20 protein-coding genes are annotated in these 22,413 nt (G+C 64.1%); 11 read left to right on the top strand and 9 right to left on the bottom strand.

All coding sequences use genetic code 11. From position 1 onward, the window contains the following. The first annotated feature begins 186 nt into the window (after nucleotides 1-186). Nucleotides 187-2,094, top strand: a complete 1,908-nt coding sequence (dnaK, locus tag AC1Y2B_RS08625) for a molecular chaperone DnaK (protein WP_482252671.1) — start codon at nucleotides 187-189, stop codon at nucleotides 2,092-2,094. Between the two features lie 72 nt (nucleotides 2,095-2,166). After that, nucleotides 2,167-3,315, top strand: a complete 1,149-nt coding sequence (gene dnaJ / locus AC1Y2B_RS08620) for a molecular chaperone DnaJ (protein ID WP_482252670.1) — start codon at nucleotides 2,167-2,169, stop codon at nucleotides 3,313-3,315. A 46-nt stretch (nucleotides 3,316-3,361) separates the two neighbouring features. On the opposite strand, the gene AC1Y2B_RS08615 is transcribed toward dnaJ, so the two are convergent. Then, the gene (locus tag AC1Y2B_RS08615; protein WP_482252669.1) at nucleotides 3,362-3,583 is read right to left on the bottom strand and encodes a hypothetical protein; all 222 of its coding nucleotides are present in this window, start codon (nucleotides 3,581-3,583) and stop codon (nucleotides 3,362-3,364) included. A 217-nt stretch (nucleotides 3,584-3,800) separates the two neighbouring features. Here AC1Y2B_RS08615 and radC point away from each other — a divergent pair, with 217 nt between their 5' ends. After that, the gene (radC, locus tag AC1Y2B_RS08610; RefSeq protein WP_482252668.1) at nucleotides 3,801-4,568 is read left to right on the top strand and encodes a RadC family protein; all 768 of its coding nucleotides are present in this window, start codon (nucleotides 3,801-3,803) and stop codon (nucleotides 4,566-4,568) included. On the opposite strand, the gene AC1Y2B_RS08605 is transcribed toward radC, so the two are convergent. Together AC1Y2B_RS08605 and AC1Y2B_RS08600 are read right to left on the bottom strand one after the other, a co-directional pair. Then, nucleotides 4,546-6,057: a phosphate ABC transporter substrate-binding/OmpA family protein gene (locus AC1Y2B_RS08605; protein WP_482252667.1), complete on the bottom strand. Its 1,512-nt coding sequence runs from the start codon at nucleotides 6,055-6,057 to the stop codon at nucleotides 4,546-4,548. The genes radC and AC1Y2B_RS08605 overlap by 23 nt on opposite strands. Before the next feature lie 14 nt (nucleotides 6,058-6,071). Continuing rightward, complete coding sequence (locus tag AC1Y2B_RS08600) at nucleotides 6,072-7,028, bottom strand: hypothetical protein (RefSeq protein ID WP_482252666.1); 957 nt, start codon at nucleotides 7,026-7,028, stop codon at nucleotides 6,072-6,074. 199 nt (nucleotides 7,029-7,227) lie between these two features. Between AC1Y2B_RS08600 and AC1Y2B_RS08595 the strand changes: the two genes are divergently transcribed. Together AC1Y2B_RS08595 and AC1Y2B_RS08590 are read left to right on the top strand one after the other, a co-directional pair. Beyond that, on the top strand, nucleotides 7,228-8,658 hold the full coding sequence (locus tag AC1Y2B_RS08595) for a DUF6880 family protein (protein ID WP_482252665.1): 1,431 nt from the start codon (nucleotides 7,228-7,230) through the stop codon (nucleotides 8,656-8,658). Nucleotides 8,659-8,862: 204 nt separating this feature from the next. Beyond that, complete coding sequence (locus tag AC1Y2B_RS08590) at nucleotides 8,863-10,677, top strand: response regulator (protein WP_482252664.1); 1,815 nt, start codon at nucleotides 8,863-8,865, stop codon at nucleotides 10,675-10,677. Here AC1Y2B_RS08590 and otnI read toward each other — a convergent pair. Both otnI and ltnD read right to left on the bottom strand, forming a co-directional pair. Then, the gene (gene otnI / locus AC1Y2B_RS08585) at nucleotides 10,674-11,447 is read right to left on the bottom strand and encodes a 2-oxo-tetronate isomerase (protein ID WP_482252663.1); all 774 of its coding nucleotides are present in this window, start codon (nucleotides 11,445-11,447) and stop codon (nucleotides 10,674-10,676) included. The genes AC1Y2B_RS08590 and otnI overlap by 4 nt on opposite strands. 3 nt (nucleotides 11,448-11,450) lie before the next feature. Then, the gene (ltnD, locus tag AC1Y2B_RS08580) at nucleotides 11,451-12,356 is read right to left on the bottom strand and encodes an L-threonate dehydrogenase (RefSeq protein WP_482252662.1); all 906 of its coding nucleotides are present in this window, start codon (nucleotides 12,354-12,356) and stop codon (nucleotides 11,451-11,453) included. Nucleotides 12,357-12,472: 116 nt separating this feature from the next. On the opposite strand from ltnD, the gene otnK reads away from it, so the two are divergent. The 3 genes from otnK to AC1Y2B_RS08565 are packed head-to-tail and all read left to right on the top strand — an operon-like array spanning nucleotide 12,473 to nucleotide 15,270. Beyond that, nucleotides 12,473-13,738 carry a 3-oxo-tetronate kinase gene (gene otnK / locus AC1Y2B_RS08575; RefSeq protein WP_482252661.1) on the top strand — a complete coding sequence of 422 codons (1,266 nt, stop codon included), beginning with the start codon at nucleotides 12,473-12,475 and terminating at the stop codon, nucleotides 13,736-13,738. Further along, nucleotides 13,731-14,396: a 3-oxo-tetronate 4-phosphate decarboxylase gene (gene otnC / locus AC1Y2B_RS08570; RefSeq protein WP_482252660.1), complete on the top strand. Its 666-nt coding sequence runs from the start codon at nucleotides 13,731-13,733 to the stop codon at nucleotides 14,394-14,396. The genes otnK and otnC overlap by 8 nt, the downstream gene beginning before the upstream one ends. Further along, complete coding sequence (locus tag AC1Y2B_RS08565; protein WP_482252659.1) at nucleotides 14,386-15,270, top strand: NAD(P)-dependent oxidoreductase; 885 nt, start codon at nucleotides 14,386-14,388, stop codon at nucleotides 15,268-15,270. The genes otnC and AC1Y2B_RS08565 overlap by 11 nt, the downstream gene beginning before the upstream one ends. Here AC1Y2B_RS08565 and arsJ read toward each other — a convergent pair. The 4 genes from arsJ to AC1Y2B_RS08545 form a co-directional block, all read right to left on the bottom strand. Then, nucleotides 15,267-16,502 (bottom strand): organoarsenical effux MFS transporter ArsJ, encoded by a 1,236-nt coding sequence (gene arsJ, locus AC1Y2B_RS08560; RefSeq protein ID WP_482252658.1) that lies wholly within the window; start codon nucleotides 16,500-16,502, stop codon nucleotides 15,267-15,269. The two genes, AC1Y2B_RS08565 and arsJ, sit on opposite strands and share 4 nt — an antisense overlap. 54 nt (nucleotides 16,503-16,556) lie before the next feature. Then, entirely contained in the window at nucleotides 16,557-17,885 is a 1,329-nt protein-coding gene (hisD, locus tag AC1Y2B_RS08555) for a histidinol dehydrogenase (RefSeq protein WP_482252657.1), read from the bottom strand. Between the two features lie 25 nt (nucleotides 17,886-17,910). Next, nucleotides 17,911-18,660 (bottom strand): SDR family NAD(P)-dependent oxidoreductase, encoded by a 750-nt coding sequence (locus AC1Y2B_RS08550; protein ID WP_482252656.1) that lies wholly within the window; start codon nucleotides 18,658-18,660, stop codon nucleotides 17,911-17,913. 99 nt (nucleotides 18,661-18,759) lie between these two features. Continuing rightward, nucleotides 18,760-19,479 (bottom strand): hypothetical protein, encoded by a 720-nt coding sequence (locus AC1Y2B_RS08545; protein ID WP_482252655.1) that lies wholly within the window; start codon nucleotides 19,477-19,479, stop codon nucleotides 18,760-18,762. Between the two features lie 329 nt (nucleotides 19,480-19,808). On the opposite strand from AC1Y2B_RS08545, the gene AC1Y2B_RS08540 reads away from it, so the two are divergent. The 3 genes from AC1Y2B_RS08540 to AC1Y2B_RS08530 are packed head-to-tail and all read left to right on the top strand — an operon-like array spanning nucleotide 19,809 to nucleotide 22,410. Continuing rightward, entirely contained in the window at nucleotides 19,809-20,780 is a 972-nt protein-coding gene (locus AC1Y2B_RS08540) for an ABC transporter substrate-binding protein (protein WP_482252654.1), read from the top strand. A gap of 48 nt (nucleotides 20,781-20,828) precedes the next feature. Further along, nucleotides 20,829-21,629 (top strand): ABC transporter permease, encoded by an 801-nt coding sequence (locus tag AC1Y2B_RS08535; RefSeq protein ID WP_482252653.1) that lies wholly within the window; start codon nucleotides 20,829-20,831, stop codon nucleotides 21,627-21,629. Between the two features lies 1 nt (nucleotide 21,630). Beyond that, nucleotides 21,631-22,410, top strand: a complete 780-nt coding sequence (locus tag AC1Y2B_RS08530; RefSeq protein ID WP_482252652.1) for an ABC transporter ATP-binding protein — start codon at nucleotides 21,631-21,633, stop codon at nucleotides 22,408-22,410. Nucleotides 22,411-22,413: the final 3 nt, after the last annotated feature.

Below are 22,413 nucleotides of genomic sequence, written 5' to 3'. Positions count from 1 at the left end.
CTTTCATCACAATCCTTGATCTTTCCCGCAACCACGCCGCTTGCAGCACGGATTGCCCCCCCTTATATACCCTGCGAAGCCAGAAGAGGACGCCCGCAAGGGCCAGCCGGATGGTTCAGTTTGGGATCGGGGCAGGATGCCTGATTGGGTCCGCCCCACAACATCGCCTAAGAAAAGGGAACAGATATGGCCAAGATCATCGGCATTGACCTCGGGACCACGAACTCCTGCGTCGCCATCATGGATGGCAGCCAACCCCGCATCATCGAAAATTCCGAAGGCGCGCGCACCACGCCGTCCATCGTTGCGTTCACCGAGAATGAGCGTCTTGTCGGTCAGGCCGCCAAGCGTCAGGCCGTGACCAACTCCACCAACACCATTCACGCCGTCAAGCGTCTGATCGGCCGCCGCGCCGACGACTCGCTGATCGCCAAAGACCTCAAGAACCTGCCCTACAAGGTGGTGCCCGGCCCGAACGGCGACGCTTGGGTGGAAGCCCGCGGTGAAAAGTACTCGCCCAGCCAAATCTCCGCCATCATCCTGCAAAAGATGAAGGAAACGGCTGAAGCTTACTTGGGTGAAACCGTCACCCAGGCCGTCATCACCGTTCCGGCCTACTTCAACGACGCCCAGCGCCAGGCCACCAAGGACGCGGGCAAGATCGCCGGCCTCGAAGTGCTGCGCATCATCAACGAGCCGACGGCGGCTGCCCTCGCCTACGGTCTCGACAAGAAAGAAACCAAAACCATCGCGGTCTATGACCTCGGCGGCGGGACCTTCGACATCACCATTCTGGAAATCGACGACGGCCTGTTCGAAGTCAAATCCACCAACGGCGACACCTTCCTGGGCGGCGAAGACTTTGACATGCGCATCGTGAACTTCCTCGCGGATGAGTTCAAGAAAGAGCATGGCGTTGACCTGACGCTGGACAAGATGGCCCTGCAGCGCCTGAAGGAAGCCTCGGAAAAGGCCAAGATCGAGCTGTCTTCGGCCACCCAGACCGAAATCAACCAGCCCTTCATCAGCATGGACCGCAACTCGGGCCAGCCGCTGCACCTCGTGGTCAAGCTGACCCGCGCCAAGCTGGAAAGCCTCTGCGACGATCTGATCAAGCGCTCGATCAAGCCGTGCCAGGCCGCCCTGAAAGACGCTGGTGTGACCATCGGCGACATCGACGAAGTGGTTCTGGTCGGCGGCATGACCCGCATGCCCCGCGTGATCGAGGAAGTGACCAAGTTCTTCGGCAAAGACCCCCACAAGGGCGTCAACCCCGATGAAGTCGTGGCCGCTGGTGCCGCCATTCAGGCCGGCGTTCTGCAAGGCGACGTGAAAGACGTGGTTCTGCTGGACGTGACCCCGCTGTCCCTCGGGATCGAAACCCTCGGCGGCGTCTTCACCCGCCTGATCGACCGCAACACCACGATCCCGACCAAGAAGTCGCAAATCTTCTCGACCGCCGAAGACAACCAGAACGCGGTGACCCTGCGCTGCTTCCAGGGCGAACGCGAAATGGCGGCTGACAACAAGATGCTCGGCCAGTTCAACCTTGAAAACATCCCGCCAGCGCCCCGTGGCATGCCGCAGATCGAGGTCACCTTTGACATCGACGCCAACGGCATCGTCACCGTGAAGGCCAAGGACAAGGGCACCGGCAAGGAACAGGCGATCACGATCCAGGCCTCGGGCGGTCTGTCCGACGCCGAAATCGAACGCATGGTCAAGGACGCCGAAGCCAATGCTGACGCCGACAAGGCCCGCAAGGAACTGGTCGAAGCCAAGAACCAGGCCGAAAGCCTGCTGCACTCGACCAAGAAGTCGCTGTCCGAACATTCCGACAAGGTCGATCCCTCGACGGTCGAAGTCATCGAACTGGCGATGGGGGCCTTGGAAGACACGCTCAAGACCGAAGACGCCGGCAAGATCAAGGGCGGCATCCAGAACCTGACCGACGCCGCCATGAAGCTGGGCGAGGCGATCTATAAAGCCCAAGCCTCGGCGTCCGAAGGCAAGGACGAAGATGCCCCGCGCGATGTCGACGATGATATCGTCGACGCCGATTTCGAAGACCTTGGCAACAACAAGCGCAAGTAACCCGCGCGGAACCTGAACTGGGCGGCCCTGTGATGGGGTCGCCCAAACGCGTTCTCGATAGAAGGTCCTGCCATGGCTAAGCGTGACTATTACGACGTCTTGGGGGCTGCCAAAGGCGCTTCGGCGGAAGAGCTGAAGAAAGCCTACCGCACCAAGGCCAAAGAGCTGCACCCCGACCGCAATTCCGACAATCCCGAAGCCGAAGCCCAGTTCAAAGAGATCAACGAGGCTTATGACGTCCTGAAAGACGCCGACAAGAAGGCCGCCTACGATCGCTATGGCCACGCCGCCTTCGAAGGCGGTCGCGGCAATGGCGGTGGTGGCGGCGGCAACGCCGATTTCGCCTCGGCCTTCTCGGACGTGTTCGAAGACCTGTTCGGCGACTTCATGGGTCGCGGGGGTCAGGGTGGTCAAGCCAACCGCCGCCGCGCCCAGCGCGGATCGGACCTGCGCTACAACCTGCGCGTCTCGCTCGAAGAATCCTTCAAGGGCGTCCAGAAGACCATCACCGTCCCCTCCTCGGTCGCCTGCGATGTCTGCCACGGCACCGGGGCGGAAGGCGGCGCCGAACCCGTCACCTGCCCCACCTGCTCGGGCATGGGCAAGGTCCGCGCCCAGCAAGGTTTCTTCACGGTCGAACGCACCTGCCCCACCTGCGGCGGCGCGGGCCAGACCATCAAGAACCCCTGCAAATCCTGCGCCGGCGCCGGCCGGATCGAGCGGGAGCGTTCCCTCTCGGTCAACATCCCGGCAGGCGTTGAAACCGGCACCCGCATCCGCCTCGCCGGCGAAGGCGAAGCCGGCATGCGCGGCGGCCCGGCGGGCGACCTCTACATCTTCATCGAAACCCGCGAACATCCGATCTTCCAGCGCGACGGCGTCAACCTGTTCTGCCGCGTCCCGGTGTCCCTGATCACCGCCGCGCTTGGCGGAGAGGTCGAGGTCCCCACCATCGACGGCGGCAAGTCCCGCGTCAAAGTCCCGCCGGGCACGCAAACCGGCAAGCAACTCCGCCTGCGCGCCAAGGGCATGCCCGCCCTGCGCGGCGGCGGTTCGGGCGACATGCTGATCGAACTGGCGGTCGAAACCCCGGTCAACCTCTCGAAACGCCAACAGGAACTCCTGCGCGAGTTCGAGAAGCTTGAGGCCGAGGACAACAACCCCGAAGGCTCCTCTTTCTTCGCCAAGGTCAAAGGCTTCTGGGACGGCATGAAAAGCTGACCCCGCCGGGCATGACCCGCAGGATGGGCAATCTGCCCATCCTCCGTCACCCCAGCATCACCACAATCCGCCGCTGAAACAGCAGCACCAGCCCCGCCACGGGCAGCGTCAGCACGACGCAGGCCGCCATCAGCGTCGCCCAAGGCTGATCCTGCGGCGTGTGCCGACACAACAGTGCCACCACCGCATACCATAGCGGAAACAGGCTCCAGACCAGCAAAACGCCGATCGGCAGGCCAAATATCCCCTTCCCGATCGCGCGCAGCATCGCGTCCTGCGCAGTGACAGAACGTTGCGTTAACCTATCCCCCCGGCACGGTCTGTCGTTACAGAAAACTTACGCAAAACCGACGCGGAAAATACGGAAAACATACACCCCCAACCCGCTGTTTTCCCCAGTTAACCCCGGAAAATCCCCCCGATTCGCGCCGCAGCGCCCTATCCCGTTAACCCTTCCTTCACCAACCCCATGGCAATCTGTCCCCATGGCACAGAAGGGCTTTCAGGACTCGCATCTCCCCCTCTTCGCCCCCCCCGGGGACGAGGATGAGGCGGTTTCACCCGGCCTTCCTGCCAAGCTGCCCTCCTACATCGCCGACCACCGAAAACGCCTGCGCGACCGCTTCATGGCGGGGGGGGCGGCGGCGCTGCCAGATTACGAACTGCTGGAACTGATCCTGTTCCGCGCCATTCCCCGGATGGATGTCAAACCGCTTGCCCGCCTGCTTCTCGACACGTTCGGCGATTTCAACCGCGTGATTTCTGCCGCGCCGCAGCGCCTGCAGATGGTCAAAGGCGTCGGCGAAGCCGTTGTTATCGAACTGAAATTGGTCGAGGCGGCTGCAGGCCGCCTGATGCGCGCCAAGGTCCTCAACCGTCCCGTCGTGTCCTCGTGGAACGCCCTGTTGGATTATTGCCAGACGGTCATGGCGCACCGCGAAACCGAACAATTCCGCATCCTGTTCCTGGACCGCAAGAACGTCCTCATCGCGGATGAGGAGCAAGCCAAGGGCACCGTTGATCACGTCCCCGTCTATCCACGCGAAGTCGTCAAGCGCGCCCTCGAACTCAACGCCTCCGCCATCATTCTCGTGCACAACCACCCCTCCGGCGACCCAACGCCGTCAGAGGCCGATATTTCCATGACCATCCAGGTGCAGGACGCCGCGCAAGTCCTTGGAATCGTTCTGCATGATCACCTGATCATCGGCAAGTCGAGAGAGCTTTCCTTCAAGGCACAAGGCTATTTGTAGGGCTGTCGCCGCCGAAAACCGGCTTCAGCCAGACCTCCACCCGCCGGTTCAACCGTCGCCCGGCCGGCACGGCGTCACAGGCAATCGGCAATGCCGCGCCAAAGGCCGCAACGCCCGGCAACTGGTCCAGCGGCATGCCCGGCACCAGCGCCTTCAGCGCCGCCAGCACCGCATCCGCCCGCACCTGCGCCAGCGCCATCGTCGCCGCGGCGTCACCCTGCCCGTCGGAAAAACCGGCCAAGGTCAAAGACTTACCCTTGAACATCCCGGCCTCCAGCATCTGCGCCAGATCGGCCAGATTGTCCTGACTGGACGCGTCCAGCGTGTTGGTGCCATCCTCGAAGCGGAAGGTCAAAGACAGCCGGTCCGCGCCATCCATCACCCCCACCAGCCGCTGCAAATCCTCCAGCGAGGTCGCCTGCCCGGCCCCCTTGATCGCATTGATCAGCCGCAAGCCATCAGCCGTCATCGGCTGCCGTTCCACGCTGCGGTCGATATAGCCCGCCCCGGCCACCGCCGCCTGCGCCTCGGGCGTGGACAGAAAATCCAGCAATTCCCGCGCCATAAGCGGCAGCCGATGCCGTGGAGTCAGAAAGAACACCGGCAGCGTCAGCGGGTAATCCGCCGCTTTCACCGCCAACCGCGAGGGCAGCAGGGGAAAGCCGCAACTGTCCGTCAGCGGCAACAGCTTGGCCGCGCCGGTCACAGACCGCCCGGTCACCGCGATCGCCCAGGGGTCCTTGGCCACCGCCGCCGCCAGTTCGGCCAGGGTTTCATGCGGTACCGTCACCGCCGGGTCCTTGCCCAACCGCGCCTTCAAGGCCCGCGCCACATCGCTGTCTGCCGCCAAACCGTGCAGAATCAACGGCATATCTGGCCCGCCCACCTCTTTCCAGTTCGTCACGTCGCCCGACAGAACCCGCGCCAGATCGGTGGTCGAGATGCGCGGCAAGGGATTGTCCCGCGCCACGATCGGCACCATCGCGTCCAAAGCCACCGATTGCGCGCCCAGATCCGGCTCGGTGGCCGAGGCAAATGCCAGCGTCGCCCCGCCCGCCAGCAAGGCATCATGCGCCGTCTGCGGGGAGGAGGCGGTGAAAGACACCTCCGCCAAGGTCTCGCCCGAGGTTGGATCGGCCAGAATCGTCGGCTGTCCGGCTTGCAGCGTCAGTCCCTTGGCCTTGGCAAAGGCGGCCAGCAAGGGCGGCAACAACTTGGCCCCGGCATCCGAGGCCCCGGTGATCGTGATCAGCGCCTTGGGGGCCGTCAGGTCCGGGCAGGCCGGCCCGTCACAGACAACGCCCTGCGCGTCGATGGTCAAGGGCCCGTAAGTCGATGAAATCCGGAAGAATTCTCCGTCGTAACCGGACAGCGTTCCAGAAATGGACAGCGCCCCATCGCGCGAGGTCAGGGTGACATCCTGCGCCGCTGCCAGTCCCGGAAACACAAACGCGGCGAAAACCGCCGCGCGCCACACCATCCAAGCCATTTAACCCGCCGTTCCTACTTGGTGGCGACTTTCGTGTCTTGAGCGAGATTCTTCAACACCAGAAAATCACCGACCGCAGAACAATCGGGCATGGCCAGCGTCAGATCAACCACCTGGGCCACCCCTTCGACGCTGCTGACCGTTTGCCCCAGCATGTCCTGCGCACAATTTCCTGCGGTCACCGGCGCCTCAACCACCACATCTGCCGTGCCTTGCAGGGGAAAGGTGTAGACCTGCGCCAGCAAGGGGTTGTCAACACTGCGGTCGCCCAACTCCCCAAGCCAGCCACCGCGCGCCGCACCCGTTGGCACAGAACCGGGCTGCTGGGGGGAAACATCGCCGGGCTGGCCAAAATCGGCCCCGTTTTCAAAGCCATGCAGGATGAAACCGTCCGGCCCCAGCCATTGCACGGCAAAGCGGCGCATCGTGGCAAGCTCGGGCACCGGTTGCACGGCCTCAACGGTGCGACCATCGGCGAATCGAATCTCGAATCGGCCAGCCTGATCCAGCGCGGGAATCGTCACCGACAAACCGCCATCCGCCGCCAGACGCCCGGTCACCGTCAGCCCGGCATGGCTCAGCACGACCCGCGCGCCGCCATCGCAGGGCGCCCGCAGGGTCAAGGTCACCACGGCGCCGGCGCCCTCGGCGGCCTTCAGGGCCGGACGACAATCGCGCGCTTCCGTGCCTTCGGCCGGCGGCGCCAGGGGAACAAGACTGATAATATGGTTCTGCGGCAATGGCTTGGACAGATCGAGCGCAGGCGCCGTCGTCACCCCGTTGTCATCGGGAGAGGCCGAGAGTTGCACAATCTTGGTCGGCAGGCTGGCCGCCGCCACCTGAGGCCGCCCCTGCCGGGCCGCCAGCGTTTGCACCAGATGGCCCGCAGCAATGGCAATCGCCAAGACCGCCAGCAGGCGGCCGACCCTGCGGACCGGAAACGTCGAAAGACTGGACCAAGAGAATGCCATCGCGGATGTTCCCAAACTTCCGTTAAGGATTTCCGCCCCAAACCGGGCTCTGTCGCGACCCAAACGTGGAAATCCCAAGGCAATTCTTCATGATTGCGGCAAATCGCCTTAATTGCGTGGCGGGCAGCCCCGGGGGCTTGCGGTTTACCATCGCCCGCATCGCCGCTACGGTCCGCTGCGACACAAGCAGGACAAGCAGATGGCCTCCAAGACCACCCTCAACGCCAAGAACCTTGAAACGCTTGGGGCTCCGGCCTTGGCTGAACTGCTGATCGAGGTCAGCGCCGGAAACGCTGCCGCCAAGCGTCGCCTGCGGTTGGCGCTGGCGGGCGGGCAAGGGGCGAAAGAGGCGGCGGCCGAGGTGCGCAAACGCCTGATCACGCTCGCAAAATCCCGGGCGCGGGTTGGCTGGCGGCAGCGCAAGACGCTGACCAATGATCTTGCCGCCCAGCACCGCGCCATTGTCGAGCAGATCGCCCCCGCCGACCCGGCCGAGGCGTTGGACCTGCTTTGGCAGTTCCTGACGCTGGCCAATCCGGTGTTTGACCGCTGCGAGGACAGCAGCGGCGCGCTGATTGGCCTGTTTCGCGACGCCTGCACCCAGATCGGCCCGCTGGCGGCGGCGGCCGGTGTCGCGGTTGACCGGTTGGCGGACCGCAGCCTCGACGCCTTGCTGGACAACGGCTATGGCCAGTTTGATGGGTTGATCGCCGCCCTTTCCGCCACCCTTGGGGCCGAGGGGCTGAGCCATCTCAAGGCCTTGGTTCACGCGCTTGCCGCAAAGACGGTGATCCCCCCGCCGAAATCCGAGTGGCAGAAGGTCGGCCTGGGTCTGGGCGGCCCGGTTTACGCCCACCAGCTGGAGGACCGCCATCGCCGTCAGGTGATTGAGATGGCGCTGAAGGACATTGCCGATGCGGAGGGCGACGTGGATGCCTTCATCGCCGGGTACGCCCCTGCGGCCCGCACATTGCCCGCCGTCGCCACCGAAATCGCCACCCGCCTGCTGGCCGTCGGCCGGGCAGCCGAGGCGCTGACCGCCCTTGACGCCGCCAGTCTGGACGCCCGGGTGCCGGACGATTGGCATGACGCACGTCTGACCGCGCTGGAGGCGCTTGGCCGCACGCAAGAGGCGCAAGCCTTTCGCTGGCAATGCTTTTCCCGCAGCCTCGCCATCGTGCCGCTGCGCGCTTACCTCAAACGCCTGCCCGATTTTGACGATGTCGAAGCCGAAGAACGCGCCATGGCGCTGGCCGCCGCCTATCCCAGTGCCACGTTGGCGCTGTGGTTCTTCACCAACTGGCCCGCGCTCGCCAACGCCTCGGCATTGGTCAACGCAAGGACCAGCGATCTTGACGGCGATCACTTCGAGATCCTGACCCCGGCAGCCGAGGCCTTGGCCGATCGGTATCCGCTGTCTGCCGTGCGGGTCCTGCGCTGCCTGATCGACTTCACCCTGACCAAGGGTCGGTCCAGCCGCTATGGCCACGCGGCCCGCCACCTTGCCGAATGCGCCCGGCTGGATGCCCACATCGCCGACTACGGCACGGCAGAAAGCCACGCCGCCTACCTTGGCCATCTGCGAACCCTGCACGCCCGCAAATCCTCGTTCTGGCAAGAGGTGGTCTAGACTCCCGCCGTTTCACCGCTTCGCGCGTTGCCCCCGGCAGCGCCGCAACCCGACGCGAACAGAACCCTTGTGAGGACAAACGCAATAGCCTCTTGATAGGGTATCCAAAAGTCTCTGGCCGGTCGGGTTTGCCTGTCCGCTGGAAACAGTCACCACCGCGCCCGGAGCATTTTGGTCTGGGCGTCGCCCGCAGGACCGTTGGCCATGTCGAGACGTCCACCGCACTCTGTCGGCCACTGGGTCCTTGTCGCCCGGACCGGGGCCAAAGCGGCAGCGTCGTTCCTTTATGGCATCCGCTCGCAGGATCTGGTGCCGACTCCGGATCAGCAGGCACAGTTGCGCCTGTCCGAGGTGCGCGCCCAACTTGACGCGCTGGGACGGGAGCGCCCGATCCGCATCATCGTCATCGCGCTTTTGGCGGCGATCTTCCTGCTGTACCTGCCGCCGGTTTTTGTCGCACTGTGGGCGGCAGGGGTCTTTGTCTGCGACCGCGTCGAAGCACGGCTGTTCCGGCAGGGGCTTGGCACCACCGGACGACCGCCCGCCTACCGGGGGGCCCTGCTTGCGGTCTATCTGGGCGAAGTCTTCTATTCCGTCCCCTCCGCCCTGATCTGGCAGGTCGAGGATGCCTTCTCGAAGGCAATTTCGGTGGGGGTGATGTCGGCGGCCTTGATGCGACTTTCCACCATTCGCTCAATCCATCCGGTCACCGGCTTTGCCGGAACCGCGGCCATCGCGACGCTGATTTCTGTTTCGAACAGCTATTACTGGCTGCACGCCGGCAACGTCGCCGGATTTGCCTTCACCTCGGTCATCGCCGTCGTCTCGATCGGCTATGTGGTTGCGGCCATTGTTGAAAACCACCGCCAGCAGCAGCAGGCCGCCCTTGGCAGGATGGCCGTGCAACGGGCCAGCGAGGCAAAAAGCCATTTCCTGTCACAGATGAGCCACGAATTGCGCACGCCCCTGAACGCCATCATCGGCATGGGACTTTCGGCCTATCAGGCAGTGCCCGACGCGGCGGTGAAGCAGCAGCTTGGCGTGCTGGTGACATCGGCCAAGGGACTGGGTCTGGTGCTGGACGATGTGCTGGATCTTTCGGCCATCGAAGAGGGCCGCATAGCCCTGCGCGCCCGGCAGGCCGAACTGCGCGAAGAAATTGGCCTTGCCGTGGCGTTGTTCCGGCCACAGGCGGAAGCCGCAGGACTGGGTCTTGTCCTTTTGTTCGATCCGGCGCTGCCAAGATCGGCCTGTCTGGATTTCGACCGTTTGCGGCAATGCCTGTCAAACCTCGTCTCGAATGCGCTGAAACATACGCAGGTCGGTCAGGTCACCCTGCACGTCGGATTCGAGGCGCCCCATCTTTTGCGGATCGTGGTGGAAGATACCGGAAGCGGCATTCCCCCGGGTCACGAAGAAACGATCTTCAACCGCTACGAACGGGCGACCAAGGCGCCGCAGGGCTATGGTCTGGGCCTGACGATCTGCCGCGCCATTGCGCGCCGGATGGGGGGCGACATCACCGCAGATCGCCGGGCGCAAGGGGCCGCGTTTCAGCTGTGGGTTCCGGTCGAGGCGCCCTCGAATCAGGCGGCCCGGCAGCCCGAGCTGGTCGTGGACGAGGCGGTGAAGGGGCGGACCGTCCTTATCGTCGACGATATCGGCACCAACCGGCTGGTGGCGGCCTCGTATCTGGGACTGCTGCATTGCCGCGCCGTCGAGGCCAGCAGCGGGGAAGCCGCGCTCGACATTCTAGCCACCCGATCAGACATTGATCTGGTCCTGCTCGACATCAACATGCCGCAGATGGACGGGATCGAGACGCTGCGCCGGATCCGGGCCTCGTCGCCCGGCACCCGCCCTCGGCCCATCATCGCCATGACCGCAGACGCCTCGGAGCGCGACCGTCTGGTCTATCTGCAGGCGGGGATGGATGGTTATGTCTCCAAGCCGATGGACCTTGAGGCGCTGAACCGCGAAATCACCCGGGTGGTGCGCTTCGGTCTTGGCAGGACCTAACGGCGGAACGGGCGCAACCAGCCAAGGCCTGCCACCGTCTCGGCAGCCGGGCGATATTCGCAGCCGACAAAGCCCATGTAGCCAAGGTCATCCAAGGCCCGCAGGACGCGCTGGTCGTCCAACTCTCCGGTGCCGGGCTCGTGCCGGTGCGGAACGGCGGCGATCTGGACATGGCCGATCACCGGCATCAACGCCTGCAGACCCTTCAGAACATCGCCATGCAGGATCTGGCGGTGGTAGATGTCGAACTGCAGCTTCAGGTTCGGCAGGCCAAGATCGGCGATCAGATCGGTGGCCTGCTTGAAATCGTTGAGGAAATATCCCGGCATGTCCCGCGGGTTGATCGGCTCGATCACCACATCCAGCCCGGCCGTCCCGGCCTTGTCACACAGAAATCTCAGGGACTCGCGGTAGGCCCCTTGCGCCGCAGGGTCAGACCGTTCGGCAATCCCGGCCATGACATGGACCCGCCCAACCCCCGTCGCCGCCGCATAGGCCAGCGCCGTTGCGACCGAAGCGCGAAAATCGTCGATGCGGTCGGGCAGTGCGGCCAGACCGCGCTCTCCGGCGGCCCAATCGCCGGGGGGCAGGTTGAACAGGGCCTGCGTCAAGTGGTTGGCTTGCAACGCCTCGGCCATCTGGGCGGGCGGGTGGGCATAGGGAAACAGATATTCCACCGCGTCAAATCCCGCCTTGGCGGCAGCAGCGAAGCGCTCGGGAAAATCGACTTCGGTGAACATCATCGACAGGTTGGCGGCAAAGCGCGGCATGGCTTACTCCTTCTGTGGCAGGTCCAGCCCCGCCAACCCGGCCAGCATCCGGGCAACCGAGGCATCGTCATCGCGCCCCATCCCCGCCGCCGCCGTCATCACGAACATCTGCAGCGCCATCGCCGCGATCGGCGTGGGAAACTTCATCCCGCGCCCCATGTCGGTGACAATGCCAAGGTCTTTGGTGAAGATATCCACCGCCGAACGCGGGGTATAGTCGCCCTCCAGAATATGCGGCACGCGGTTTTCAAACATCCACGAATTCCCCGCCGAGGCGGTGATCACCTCATAGACCTTTTCCAGATCCAGATTCATCGCCTTGGCAAAGGTCACCGCCTCGCAGGCTGCCGCGATATGGACGCCGGCCAGCAACTGGTTGACCATCTTGAACGCCGCCCCGGTCCCCGCCTCGTCCCCCAGTTCGTAGACCTTGGCCGCGATGCACTGAAGCACCGGGCGGACCTGCGCAAAGACCTGCGGCGCACCCGAGGCCATGACGGTCAGCTCTCCCGCGGCCGCCCGCACCGCGCCCCCGCTGATCGGCGCATCCAGATAGCCCAGACCCAAAGCCAAGGCCCGCCCGGCAAAACCGCGCGCCGCGTCGGGTGCCATGGTGGCGCACGACAGGATCACACCCCCCTGTGCCATGGCGCTTGCAGCGCCTTGCGGACCATACAGCACCGCCTCGGTCTGCGCGGCGTTGACCACCACCGACAAAATCACATCCGCCCCCGTCGCGCCCTCTGCCGGATGGGTCGCAACCGCCCCACCCAAGGCGGCAAACCGCGCCATGGCCTCGGCATTCACATCGACTCCGGTCACCGCAAAGCCGCCGCGCAGCAACGAGGCCGCCATGCCGAACCCCATCGAGCCCAGACCGATCACGCAAATCTTCAAAGGGGCGGTCATGTCAGGCCTCGGCTTTCCAGTCTGAGAGGTGCCCGCTTGACAATGGAGGGCTGTCGGCATTGCCATCGGATTTGGGACCGGAAAGCAAGGCTTTCGTCGGAGCTTGAGGAAAAGCCATGCGATTTGGCGCAGTTGCCGATGACATTACCGGGGCCACCGACCTGTGCCTGATGCTGTCCCGGGCCGGGCTGCGCACTGTGCAGATCATGGGCGTGCCCAAGGCCGATCAGCCTTTCCCCAAGGCCGACGCCATCGTGATCGCGTTGAAATCCCGCTCGATTCCCGCGACAGAGGCGGTGGCGATGTCGGTCGCCGCCGCACGGGCGCTGAAGGCGGCGGGGGCGGTGCAGATCCTGTTCAAATACTGCTCGACCTTCGATTCCACCGACGCCGGCAACATAGGCCCCGTCACCGAGGCTTTGATGGACCTGTTGGGCACCACGCTGACCATCGCCTGCCCCTCTTTCCCGGCGGCGGGGCGGACGGTTTACCGGGGGCACCTTTTTGTCGGCGACCAGCTTTTGTCGGACAGCCCGCTGAAGGACCACCCGCTGAACCCGATGCGCGACGCCAACCTGGTGCGGGTGCTGGGGCGGCAGACCCGCCTTGCCGTCGGACTGGTGCCGATTGCCACGATCCGCAAAGGGCCGGCCGCCCTGCGCGACGCCTTCGCCACCGCGCGGGATGCCGGACAGCGCATCCTGATCGTCGACACGTTGGAGGATGACGATCTGCGCAGTCTTGGGGCCGCCTGTTCCGATATGGCGCTGGTGACAGGCGGGTCTGGCATTGCCCTTGGTCTTGCGCCGCAGTTCGTGGCCAAGCCAACCCCGCCGCAAACCCGGATGCGCGCGCCGCGGGGCCGTGCAGCGGTCTTGGCGGGGTCCTGCTCGCAGGCGACCCGGGGGCAAATCGCTGCGGCCAAGGCGGCGGGCCTGCCAACGCTGGCATTGGAGGTCGAGGCCTTGGCGGCAGGGCGGCAAAGCGCTGCGGATCTGGCGGATTGGGTCAACGCACAGCCCTCCGACAGCACCCCGGTGATCTATTCCAGCGTCGAACCTGCCGTCTTGCAAGCCATTCAGGCCCGGCTTGGTTCGCAGCAGTCCGGCAGTCTGGTCGAAGCCACCCTGGCCACAGTGGCGCAGATGCTGAACGCGCGGGGCTTTGAACGCTTTATCATCGCCGGTGGCGAAGCCTCGGGGGCGGTGGTGGCGGCGTTGGGCGTGAGCCAGTTGCAGATCGGGCCAGAGATTTCCCCCGGGGTGCCCTGGACGCGGTCCATCGGCGGACCAGATCTGGCGCTGGCGCTGAAATCGGGCAATTTCGGCGGGCCGGATTTCCTGCTGAAGGCCTGGTCGCTGCTGGAGACCGAAGATGACTGACGTCACCAAGGCACGGGACGAAATCTGCCGCGTTGGCGCCTCGCTGTTCGACCGGGGCCTGACGGCGGGGTCAAGCGGGAACATCTCGGTCCGCCTGCCGGACGGGGGCTGGCTGATGACACCGACCAATGCTTCACTCGGCGCGCTCGACCCGGTCAGGCTGTCGCTGTTTGACGCCAAGGGCCGGCTGGTGTCGGGGGATGCGCCGACCAAGGAAGCCGTCCTGCACTTTTCCATGTATGGCGAAAGGCCGGACGCCGCGGCGGTTGTGCATCTGCATTCCACCCACGCCACCGCTGTCAGCATCTTGCGGGATGCGGACCCGGGCGATGTGCTGCCCGCCCTGACCGCCTATTACGTCATGCGCGTGGGCCGCCTTCCGCTGGTGCCCTATTTTGCGCCCGGTGATCCCGACCTCGCCCATGCCGTGCGCGCCTTGGCAAGCCGTCACCACGCGGTGCTTTTGGCCAATCACGGGCCGGTGGTGGCTGGAACCTCGCTGGCAAACGCGCAATATGCGACAGAAGAGCTGGAGGAGACCGCCAAGCTGTTCCTTCTGCTGCAAAACCACGCCCTGCGCACCCTGACCCCGGCCCAACTGGCCGACCTGCGCCATCGTTTCAACCTGCCTGACCCGGAGACCCATCATGACCACTGAACGCATAGGCTTTATCGGAACCGGCCTGATGGGCCACGGCATGGCCAAGAACATCGTGGAAAAGGGTTACCCCCTGACCGTCATCGCGCATCGCAAGCGCGAAGCGGTGGAGGATCTGGTCGCAAGGGGCGCTGTCGAGGTCGCTTCGCTGGACCAGATGGCCAAGGCCTGCACCGTGATCTTTCTGTGCCTCACCGGCGCGCCCGAGGTGGCCGCCGCCGTTGCCGCGCTGAAACCGGGGCTGGCCAAGGGGGCGCTGATCGTCGATTGCTCCACCTCTGATCCGACCATCACGCTGCGGTTGGCGGCCGAACTGGCCGAGGTTGGGGTGGATTTCATTGACGCCCCGCTGAGCCGGACACCGAAAGAGGCTTGGGCCGGGATGCTGGATTGCATGGTGGGGGCGTCGGACGCGGTCTTCGCCCGGGTGCAGCCAATCATCGCGACATGGGCGGGCAAGATCGTCCACATCGGGGCGGTGGGCGATGGCCACAAGATGAAACTTCTGAACAACTTCCTGTCCCTGGGCTACGCCGCGCTCTACTCCGAGGCGCTGGCCCTGTCGCGCAAGGTAGGCATTCCGGTGTCCGAGTTCGACAAGGTGATCCGTGGCGGGCGGATGGATTGCGGCTTCTATCAGACCTTCATGGGCTACGCCCTGGAAGGCAACCGCGAGGCGCATCGGTTTACCTTGGCCAATGCCTACAAGGACATGCGCTATGTGGAATCGATGGCCAACGCCAATACCGTGGCCACGCCGATGGCCAGTGCGGTGAAGAATTCCTACGCTTTGGCGATGGCGACGGGCGGGGATGGGGCAGAGGATTACGTGCCGCATCTGTCCGACTTCATCGCCAAGGCCAACGGGCTTTAAAGCCGGCGCATCGCTGCCCAACTTGCCGCGGCCATCCCTCCGGCCGTGGCAAGGCACAACGGCAACCCACCGACCTGATAGCTGATCCCCGACAGCGCGGTGCCCAAAAGCCGTCCCGCCGCATTGGCCATGTAGTAAAAGCCCACGTCCATCGTCACCCGTTCGGACCGCGAGAAGGCGAGGATCAGGTAGGAATGGACCGAGGAGTTCACCGCAAAGACAAATCCGAACGCCAACAGGCCCAGCACCAAAGTCAGGGTGAACCAAGCGGCGGGGGCGGCCAGGGACAGGGCCGCCAACACCACAGGAATCGGCGTCAGGCGCGCCACCCAAAGAACGGCTTGGGCGACGATCGCCGCCTCGGGCCTGCCCTTGGCCTGCAAAAGCTGCGGGGCGGCGGCCTGAACCGCGCCGTAGGCGATGGTCCAGACGGCCATGAACCCGCCAATCAGATAGAACGCCGTCCGCTGGCTTTCAGGCGTGCCGTTTGACAGAACCGCCTGAAAATACACAGGGATGCCAACCACGAACCAAACATCCCGCGCGGCGAACAGAAACATGCGGGCCAAGGAAAGCCGGTTGATCCGCCTGTCGCTTGACCAGATGTGCGCAATTTTCGCCGCCTTGCGGCCCGGGGGCAGACCCTTGGGCAACAAGACCACCACCGCCAGCAGGATCAGGGCCAAGACCCCGGCCATGCCCCAGACGGACGCCTTGAACCCCGCCAAAGCCAGCAAAGAGGCACCAAGGAAGAAGCCCAACCCCTTTACCGCGTTCTTGGACCCGGTCAGCACCGCAACCCAGCGAAACAGCGCACCCTCTCCCGTCGGGGCCAGAACTTTCACGGCGGATTTGGAGGACATCTTGGCCAAGTCCTTCGCCACCCCCGAGGCGCCCTGCACCGCCGTGACGAACGCGACCGAGGCCGGGATGCTCCACGCCGGGTCCAGCTGCGCCAGGGCCACAAGGGCGGCGATTTGCAGGGCCAGACCGCCATAAAGCGTGGCGGCAAGGCCAAAGCGCGCCGCGATCCAGCCCGCATAAAGATTGGTCACCACGCCAGCCAGTTCATACAGCACGAACAGCCAGGCCAGTTGCACGGGCTTGAAGCCCAGGCCGTTGAACTGCAGCAAGACCAGCAGCCGCAAAGCGCCATCCGACAGCATGAAGGCCCAATAGGCCGCCGTCACCGCCGCATAGGCGCGCAGTCCGCTGTCAGGTTGCGTGGTCATGCGCCGACCATAGAAGCCTGCGGGCGCTGCACCAGTGAAGGTTTTGTAACAGCCTCACCCCTGCCCAAGATAAGGCGTCCGCATCGGGCCGGCGGCATTGGCATGGCCGGGGAACCCCTCGTACTCGGCCAATTTGCGGGCGTGTGACGCCAATTCCGGCCAGGCTTTGGCCGTGACATAGCCGATCGAACTGCGCTTCATGAAATCGCTGACCGACAGCGGGCCGTGACTGCGCGCACCGGCAGAGGTCGGCAGCACATTGTTGGGCCCAAGGCAGAAGTTGGCCACCGTCACCGGGGTATGCGGCCCCAGCAGAATCTCGGCAGCCTCGGTCAGTTCGCCAAGGTGTTCGAAGGGACGGGTGGACAGCACCTCAAGATGCTCGGGCGCATAGTCGTTGATGAACGCGTAAGCCTCGGCCAGCGAGGGCGCCAGAATGATCCCCCCGGACCGCCCGGTCAGAACCGTCTGCGAGAATGACTGGCGCTGCGGGGTCATCTGCGCCCAATGGGCCGGCAGCGCCTCCAGCGCCTGCGCCACCACGGTTTGCGACGTCGTCACCAGCCAGGCCGAGGAATCCGGGCCATGTTCGGCCTCGATCAGCAGGTCCAGCGCGGCCAATCCACCATGCACCGTGCCATCGTCGAAGATGATGCACTCGGAAGGCCCCGCCGGCAGGCCGGGGTCGATCACATCCGACAGCAACCGCTTGGCCGCCACGACATAGGGCGAGCCGGGCCCGACGATCTTGATCGCCTTCTTCACCGTCTGCGTCCCGTAAGCCGCCGCCGCCACGGCCTGCGCGCCACCCACCTTGTAGACCGTGTTCACCCCCGCCAACCGCGCCGCCACCAGCGTCGCGGCATCCACCTTTCCATCCGAGGTTGGTGGCGTGAAGATCGCCACATCCGTCACCCCTGCCAGCACAGCGGGAACCGAGGTCATCATGGTGACCGAGGGAAAGCTGCCCTTGCCGCGCGGCACATACAGCGCGACCGACCGCAAGGGCGTGAAACGGTCCCCCGCAAAAGCGCCGGGGCGGATTTCCTTCAGGACCATCGGGTCCGGAAGCTGCTCTTGATGGAAGCTGCGGATGTTGGTCAGGGCATAGCGGATCGTCTCGATCAGGTCCGGCTCCAGAAGCGCAAACGCTTCGTCAAACTCCGCCTCCGAGGCCTTCAGGGTGGCAGCGGTCAGCCCCTCTGCGCCGTCCAGATCGCGGCCAAAGCGGGCGAGGGCTGCGTCACCTTCGGCCCGCACCGCCGCGATGATCGGGCGCACCGTATCGAAAAACCCGCTCAGATCGGTTTCCGACCGGCGCAGCAGGGCCGCGCGCCCCTCGGCTGACAGCCCCGCCAGCTTCACCACATTGACCTGCACCATGTTCGCACCCTCCCCCGCAAAGCCCCTAGATCGAGGCGAGATAACCACCATCAATGCCGATGCACTGGCCGGTGATATAGGCCGATGCGTCAGAGGCCAAGAACACCACCGCCCCCACCAGATCCTGCCCCTGCCCAAAGCGCCCCTGCGGGATCTTGCCCAGCATCGCCTCGGCCCAGGCCGCGTCCCGGTAAAACACGTCTGTCAAATCCGTCCGGAAATACCCCGGCGCAATCGCATTGACCCTAACCCCCCGCCCCGCCCATTCTGCAGCCAAAGCCCGCGTCATGCCCAAGATCCCCGATTTCGAAGACCCATAAGGCACCGCCGTCGGCACCCCCACGAACGAGGTGAGCGAGGCCAGATTAACCACCGCCCCCCGCCCCCGCGCCAGCATCCCTTTGCCCACCGCCTGCGTCGTGAAAAACGCGCCCTTCAGGTTGGTATCGACAATCCTGTCCCACAAGTCCGGCGTCACCTCGGTGGAGGGCATCACCTCCTCCACCCCCGCATTGTTGACCAGAATATCCACCTCCAGCCCCTCCAGCGCCGGCCCAATCGCCGCCACCTCCGCCTGATCCAGCGCGAGGCACCTCACCCCCCGCCCCAAAGCCCTGATCCGCGCGGTGGTCCCCTCCAACGCCGCCAAACTCCGCGCCGTCAAAATCAAATCCGCCCCCGCCTCGGCAAGCCCCAAGGCCATGGCAGCCCCCAGCCCCCGACTGGCCCCCGTCACAAAAGCCACCCGCCCCGAGAGTGAGAAAAGTTGCGACATGGATCACCTCCGGAGGCATCTTGCGAGGGTTTCAAGGCAAGCGGAAGGGGGTTCGGTGACCGCCTGTTCGGCGGTCGACATCACGCCGTGCCATCAATGCTAAGACCCAACCTTCAAGCGGCTCTTGATGAAAAGCCAGTAGGGGCGTGAAGCGTACGAACCAACCTGAATGGGTTCCATGGGGATTAGAACGGCGCTCCCTGCATCCGTTAAGTAGACAAAAGCGTTCAGAGTGATGTCTGAGGCAACTTTCCCGTCTTTGTCCACCGTCCCGGTCAGATGCGAAACGAAATCCGGCCCTTGCGAAGCACGCTCCAGAAACGCAACCGCTTCTGCGGGAAATGACTTCTGCTGGCAGTTGGAAACGGGCCGACGCAAGCATTCCAAAACCGAGTTGAGATCGTCGGAGATGGCCGGGAAATCGGACGAGGGTTTGGTCAACTCTCCTGTGAACCCAAGTGGACTGGTGCGCCAATCGGTACTTTGAAATGACATTTCAACGTCGATCCGAGAGTCCGAAAGCTTGACGACCTGCGCCTCAGGTTTGCGACACTCCCCCATGATGCCAAGTCTGGCGTCAATCTTGATCATATCGCTGATGACAAATGCACAAAGAAATTGCGGCCCTTCCGGAGCCTCAGAAACTGGCCGGGACGTGTACGCATTCGCCTTTGGAAGAAGTCCCGAAAGGACAGAAAGCCAAAGGCAGGAAAGAAAAGCGCAGCACAGCACTAACTTGCCATCTTGGCGCCCGACCCTACCGAAAAGCTGAAACAGACGGACCCTCAAATCCATGTTCTCCCCCGATTCGCCAATCATGGTTAACACACCCCACCCCCTCCGCGCGTAGAGACGGAAGGAAGACAGAAGGAAGACGCAAAGAAGACAGCGTTTTCCCCCCAAATCATGCCGATTAATCCAGCGTCCGCAAGCCCTTGCGCCCCGTACCGGGGTGTTGCGCAGCCTTGGGTCTTGCGGGCCGCCGGAAGACGCTCCACCCCAGCGTCTGCCTAATTTTCGGGCAAACTCCTGCGAAGGAAAAGCCTTATCATCGGGGTGAAATTCCGTCATTGTGTCCTGCAAGGAAGCATGTTTGCTTTCTGCGCCAACGAATGCGTCGCAAGGATGCGATGAACAGGGAGTTTAGGATGACCAAATCCGCGTTTCTGTCCGGCGTGGCGCTGGCGGGCCTGATGGCCCTGCCGGGTGCGGCGGATGCTGGGGAAATCAAGCTCGGCATGACGACATGGGTCGGCTATGGCGAAATCTTTCTGGCAAAAGAACTGGGTTATTTCAGTGACTTGGGCCTGACCGTCGATCCGCAGATCATCGAGGAAGGCTCTCTGACGATGGCGGGCGTGGCCAGTGGCGAGTTGCAGGGCACCGCCGCCACGATTGACGAGATCATGAAGTACCGCACCCCCGACATGTGCTTCAAGGCCGTCTATGCGCTGGATGACAGCCACGGCGGTGACGGCATTCTGGCCGGTACGGATGTGAAGACCTTCGCCGATCTGAAGGGCAAGGATGTGGCGATGAACGAAGGCTCGGTCAGCCAGTTCTGGTTCAACATCCTGTTGAAACAAAACGGAATGTCGGAAAAGGACGTCAACGTGGTCAACATGACCGCCGACGATGCCGCCGCCGCCTTCATGGCCGGGCAGGTTCCGGTCGCCGTGACCTGGGAGCCGCATCTGACGCTGGCCAAGGATCAACACGTGGGCCAGGTGCTGATTTCTTCCGACAAGACCCCGGGCCTGATCGTGGACGTGATCGCGCTGCGCTGTGACACCATCAAGGACCATCCGGATGATGTGAAGGCGCTGGTGGCCGGGCTGGAGAAGGCTCACGAATACCTTCTGGCCAATCAGGACAAGGCCTATGCGATCATGGCCAAGGGTGTCGGTGGCTGGCTGTCAGACCCGAAGGACTTCGCGGCCTCTGCCGCCGGGGTGGCGTTCTACGGCAAGGACCGCAATGCCGCGTTCTTCAAGGACGGCACCACGGGCGAATCCGGCAAGTTGGTGGCCTTGGGCAGCGAGATCTGGGGCGGGCTTGGCAAGCTGCACATGGATGTGAAATACGACGATCTCGTCGATACCTCCTTCCTGGCGAAATGACAGGGTGCCGGGGCCTTGACCCCGGCTCTTTCACACAAGGTGCCACAAGTGGCTGAAAAATCCGCACTTTCTGCGGCCCTCGTGCCGTATCACCCGATTTCTGCGGGCCTGTCGGTGACGCTGGGCGCGCTGGTCTGGTGTCTGGTCATCGGCGGCTGGATGTTTCTGGCCGATGGCGACCATGTGCCGTCGATGTTCCTGCCCACCCCCGGCAAAGTGCTGGAAACCGCAGCAAAGCTGGCCGCGGACGGTTCGCTTTGGGACAACACGATCGCCTCTGCACAGGTGGTGCTGATAGGCTTTGTGGTGTCGTCAATCGTGGCGGTGCCGCTGGGGCTTTACATGGGCACCTACAAGGCGGTGCAGGCCGCGCTGGACCCGCTGGTGAACTTCATCCGCTATCTGCCGGTGACCTCGTTTGTGCCGCTGTTCATCCTGTGGATCGGGATTGGCCTGAACGAGCGGGTGGCGGTGATCATCTTCGGCACCTTCTTCCAACAGCTGGTGATGATTGCCGACGCGGCGCGTTCGGTGCCGCGAGACCTGGTGAACGCCGCCTATACGCTGGGCACCAAACGGTCGACCACGGTGGGCCACATTGTCTTTCCAGCCACCCTGCCCGCCGTTCTGGACATCCTGCGCGTGACGGTCGGCTGGGCCTGGACCTATCTTGTCGTGGCCGAACTGGTCGCCGCCAAGGCCGGTCTGGGCTACATGAGCCTGAAAGCCATGCGCGGCTTTCAGGTTGATATCATTTTCCTCGCCATCGCCATGATCGGCATTCTGGGGCTGATCACCGATCAGGGCTTCCGTCTGCTGCGCCGGGTGATCGCCCCTTGGGCTGCCTGACATGACCACTTCCGCCGATATCACCATTTCCGATGTCACGCTGCGCTATGGCCGCGGCGCAAAGACCGTTCTGGCGCTGGACGGCATTTCACTGGACGTGAAGCCCAACGAGTTTGCCGTGATCGTCGGGCCTTCGGGCTGCGGCAAGTCGAGCCTGCTGTACCTGATCGCGGGACTTGAGACGCGGACGGGCGGGTCGATCACCGTTGACGGGAAAGGCATTTCCGGACCGGGACCAGACCGCGGGATGGTGTTCCAAAGCTATACCCTGTTCCCCTGGCTGACCGTGGCGCAGAATGTGGAATACGGGCCACGCCGTCGCGGCCTTGCAGAGGCGGATCGCAAGAAGCTTGTGGATCATTATCTTGAGGAGGTGGGCCTTGCCACCTTCCGCAACCACTACCCCGCGCAGCTTTCCGGCGGCATGAAACAGCGCGTGGCGATTGCGCGGGCGCTGGCCAATGACCCGGCCGTCCTGTTGATGGACGAACCCTTCGGCGCGCTCGACAGCCAAACCCGCCACACCATGCAGCGTCTGCTGCTGAGGGTCTGGGATCACAGCCAAAAGACGGTCCTGTTCGTCACCCATGACATCGAGGAAGCCATCCTGCTGGCCGACCGCGTCTTCGTCATGTCCGGCCGTCCTGGGCAAATCCGCAAGGTGCTGACGGTCGATTTCCCAAGGCCGCGCGTTGGGGATATCGTCCTCGACCCCGCCTTCATCGCCATGAAACGCGAGATCATGGGGCTGCTGCGCAGCGAGGACGACGACGATCACTGAACT

It is taken from the genome of Stagnihabitans sp. (assembly GCF_964946895.1).
This window is presented reverse-complemented; position numbering and strand designations above follow the sequence as displayed.

Coding starts and splice junctions, on each gene's coding strand:
- dnaK (WP_482252671.1), top strand. CDS start 187: ATGGCCAAGATCATCGGCATTGACCTCGGGACCACGAACTCCTGCGTC.
- dnaJ (WP_482252670.1), top strand. CDS start 2,167: ATGGCTAAGCGTGACTATTACGACGTCTTGGGGGCTGCCAAAGGCGCT.
- AC1Y2B_RS08615 (WP_482252669.1), bottom strand. CDS start 3,583: ATGCTGCGCGCGATCGGGAAGGGGATATTTGGCCTGCCGATCGGCGTT.
- radC (WP_482252668.1), top strand. CDS start 3,801: ATGGCACAGAAGGGCTTTCAGGACTCGCATCTCCCCCTCTTCGCCCCC.
- AC1Y2B_RS08605 (WP_482252667.1), bottom strand. CDS start 6,057: ATGGCTTGGATGGTGTGGCGCGCGGCGGTTTTCGCCGCGTTTGTGTTT.
- AC1Y2B_RS08600 (WP_482252666.1), bottom strand. CDS start 7,028: ATGGCATTCTCTTGGTCCAGTCTTTCGACGTTTCCGGTCCGCAGGGTC.
- AC1Y2B_RS08595 (WP_482252665.1), top strand. CDS start 7,228: ATGGCCTCCAAGACCACCCTCAACGCCAAGAACCTTGAAACGCTTGGG.
- AC1Y2B_RS08590 (WP_482252664.1), top strand. CDS start 8,863: ATGTCGAGACGTCCACCGCACTCTGTCGGCCACTGGGTCCTTGTCGCC.
- otnI (WP_482252663.1), bottom strand. CDS start 11,447: ATGCCGCGCTTTGCCGCCAACCTGTCGATGATGTTCACCGAAGTCGAT.
- ltnD (WP_482252662.1), bottom strand. CDS start 12,356: ATGACCGCCCCTTTGAAGATTTGCGTGATCGGTCTGGGCTCGATGGGG.
- otnK (WP_482252661.1), top strand. CDS start 12,473: ATGCGATTTGGCGCAGTTGCCGATGACATTACCGGGGCCACCGACCTG.
- otnC (WP_482252660.1), top strand. CDS start 13,731: ATGACTGACGTCACCAAGGCACGGGACGAAATCTGCCGCGTTGGCGCC.
- AC1Y2B_RS08565 (WP_482252659.1), top strand. CDS start 14,386: ATGACCACTGAACGCATAGGCTTTATCGGAACCGGCCTGATGGGCCAC.
- arsJ (WP_482252658.1), bottom strand. CDS start 16,502: ATGACCACGCAACCTGACAGCGGACTGCGCGCCTATGCGGCGGTGACG.
- hisD (WP_482252657.1), bottom strand. CDS start 17,885: ATGGTGCAGGTCAATGTGGTGAAGCTGGCGGGGCTGTCAGCCGAGGGG.
- AC1Y2B_RS08550 (WP_482252656.1), bottom strand. CDS start 18,660: ATGTCGCAACTTTTCTCACTCTCGGGGCGGGTGGCTTTTGTGACGGGG.
- AC1Y2B_RS08545 (WP_482252655.1), bottom strand. CDS start 19,479: ATGATTGGCGAATCGGGGGAGAACATGGATTTGAGGGTCCGTCTGTTT.
- AC1Y2B_RS08540 (WP_482252654.1), top strand. CDS start 19,809: ATGACCAAATCCGCGTTTCTGTCCGGCGTGGCGCTGGCGGGCCTGATG.
- AC1Y2B_RS08530 (WP_482252652.1), top strand. CDS start 21,631: ATGACCACTTCCGCCGATATCACCATTTCCGATGTCACGCTGCGCTAT.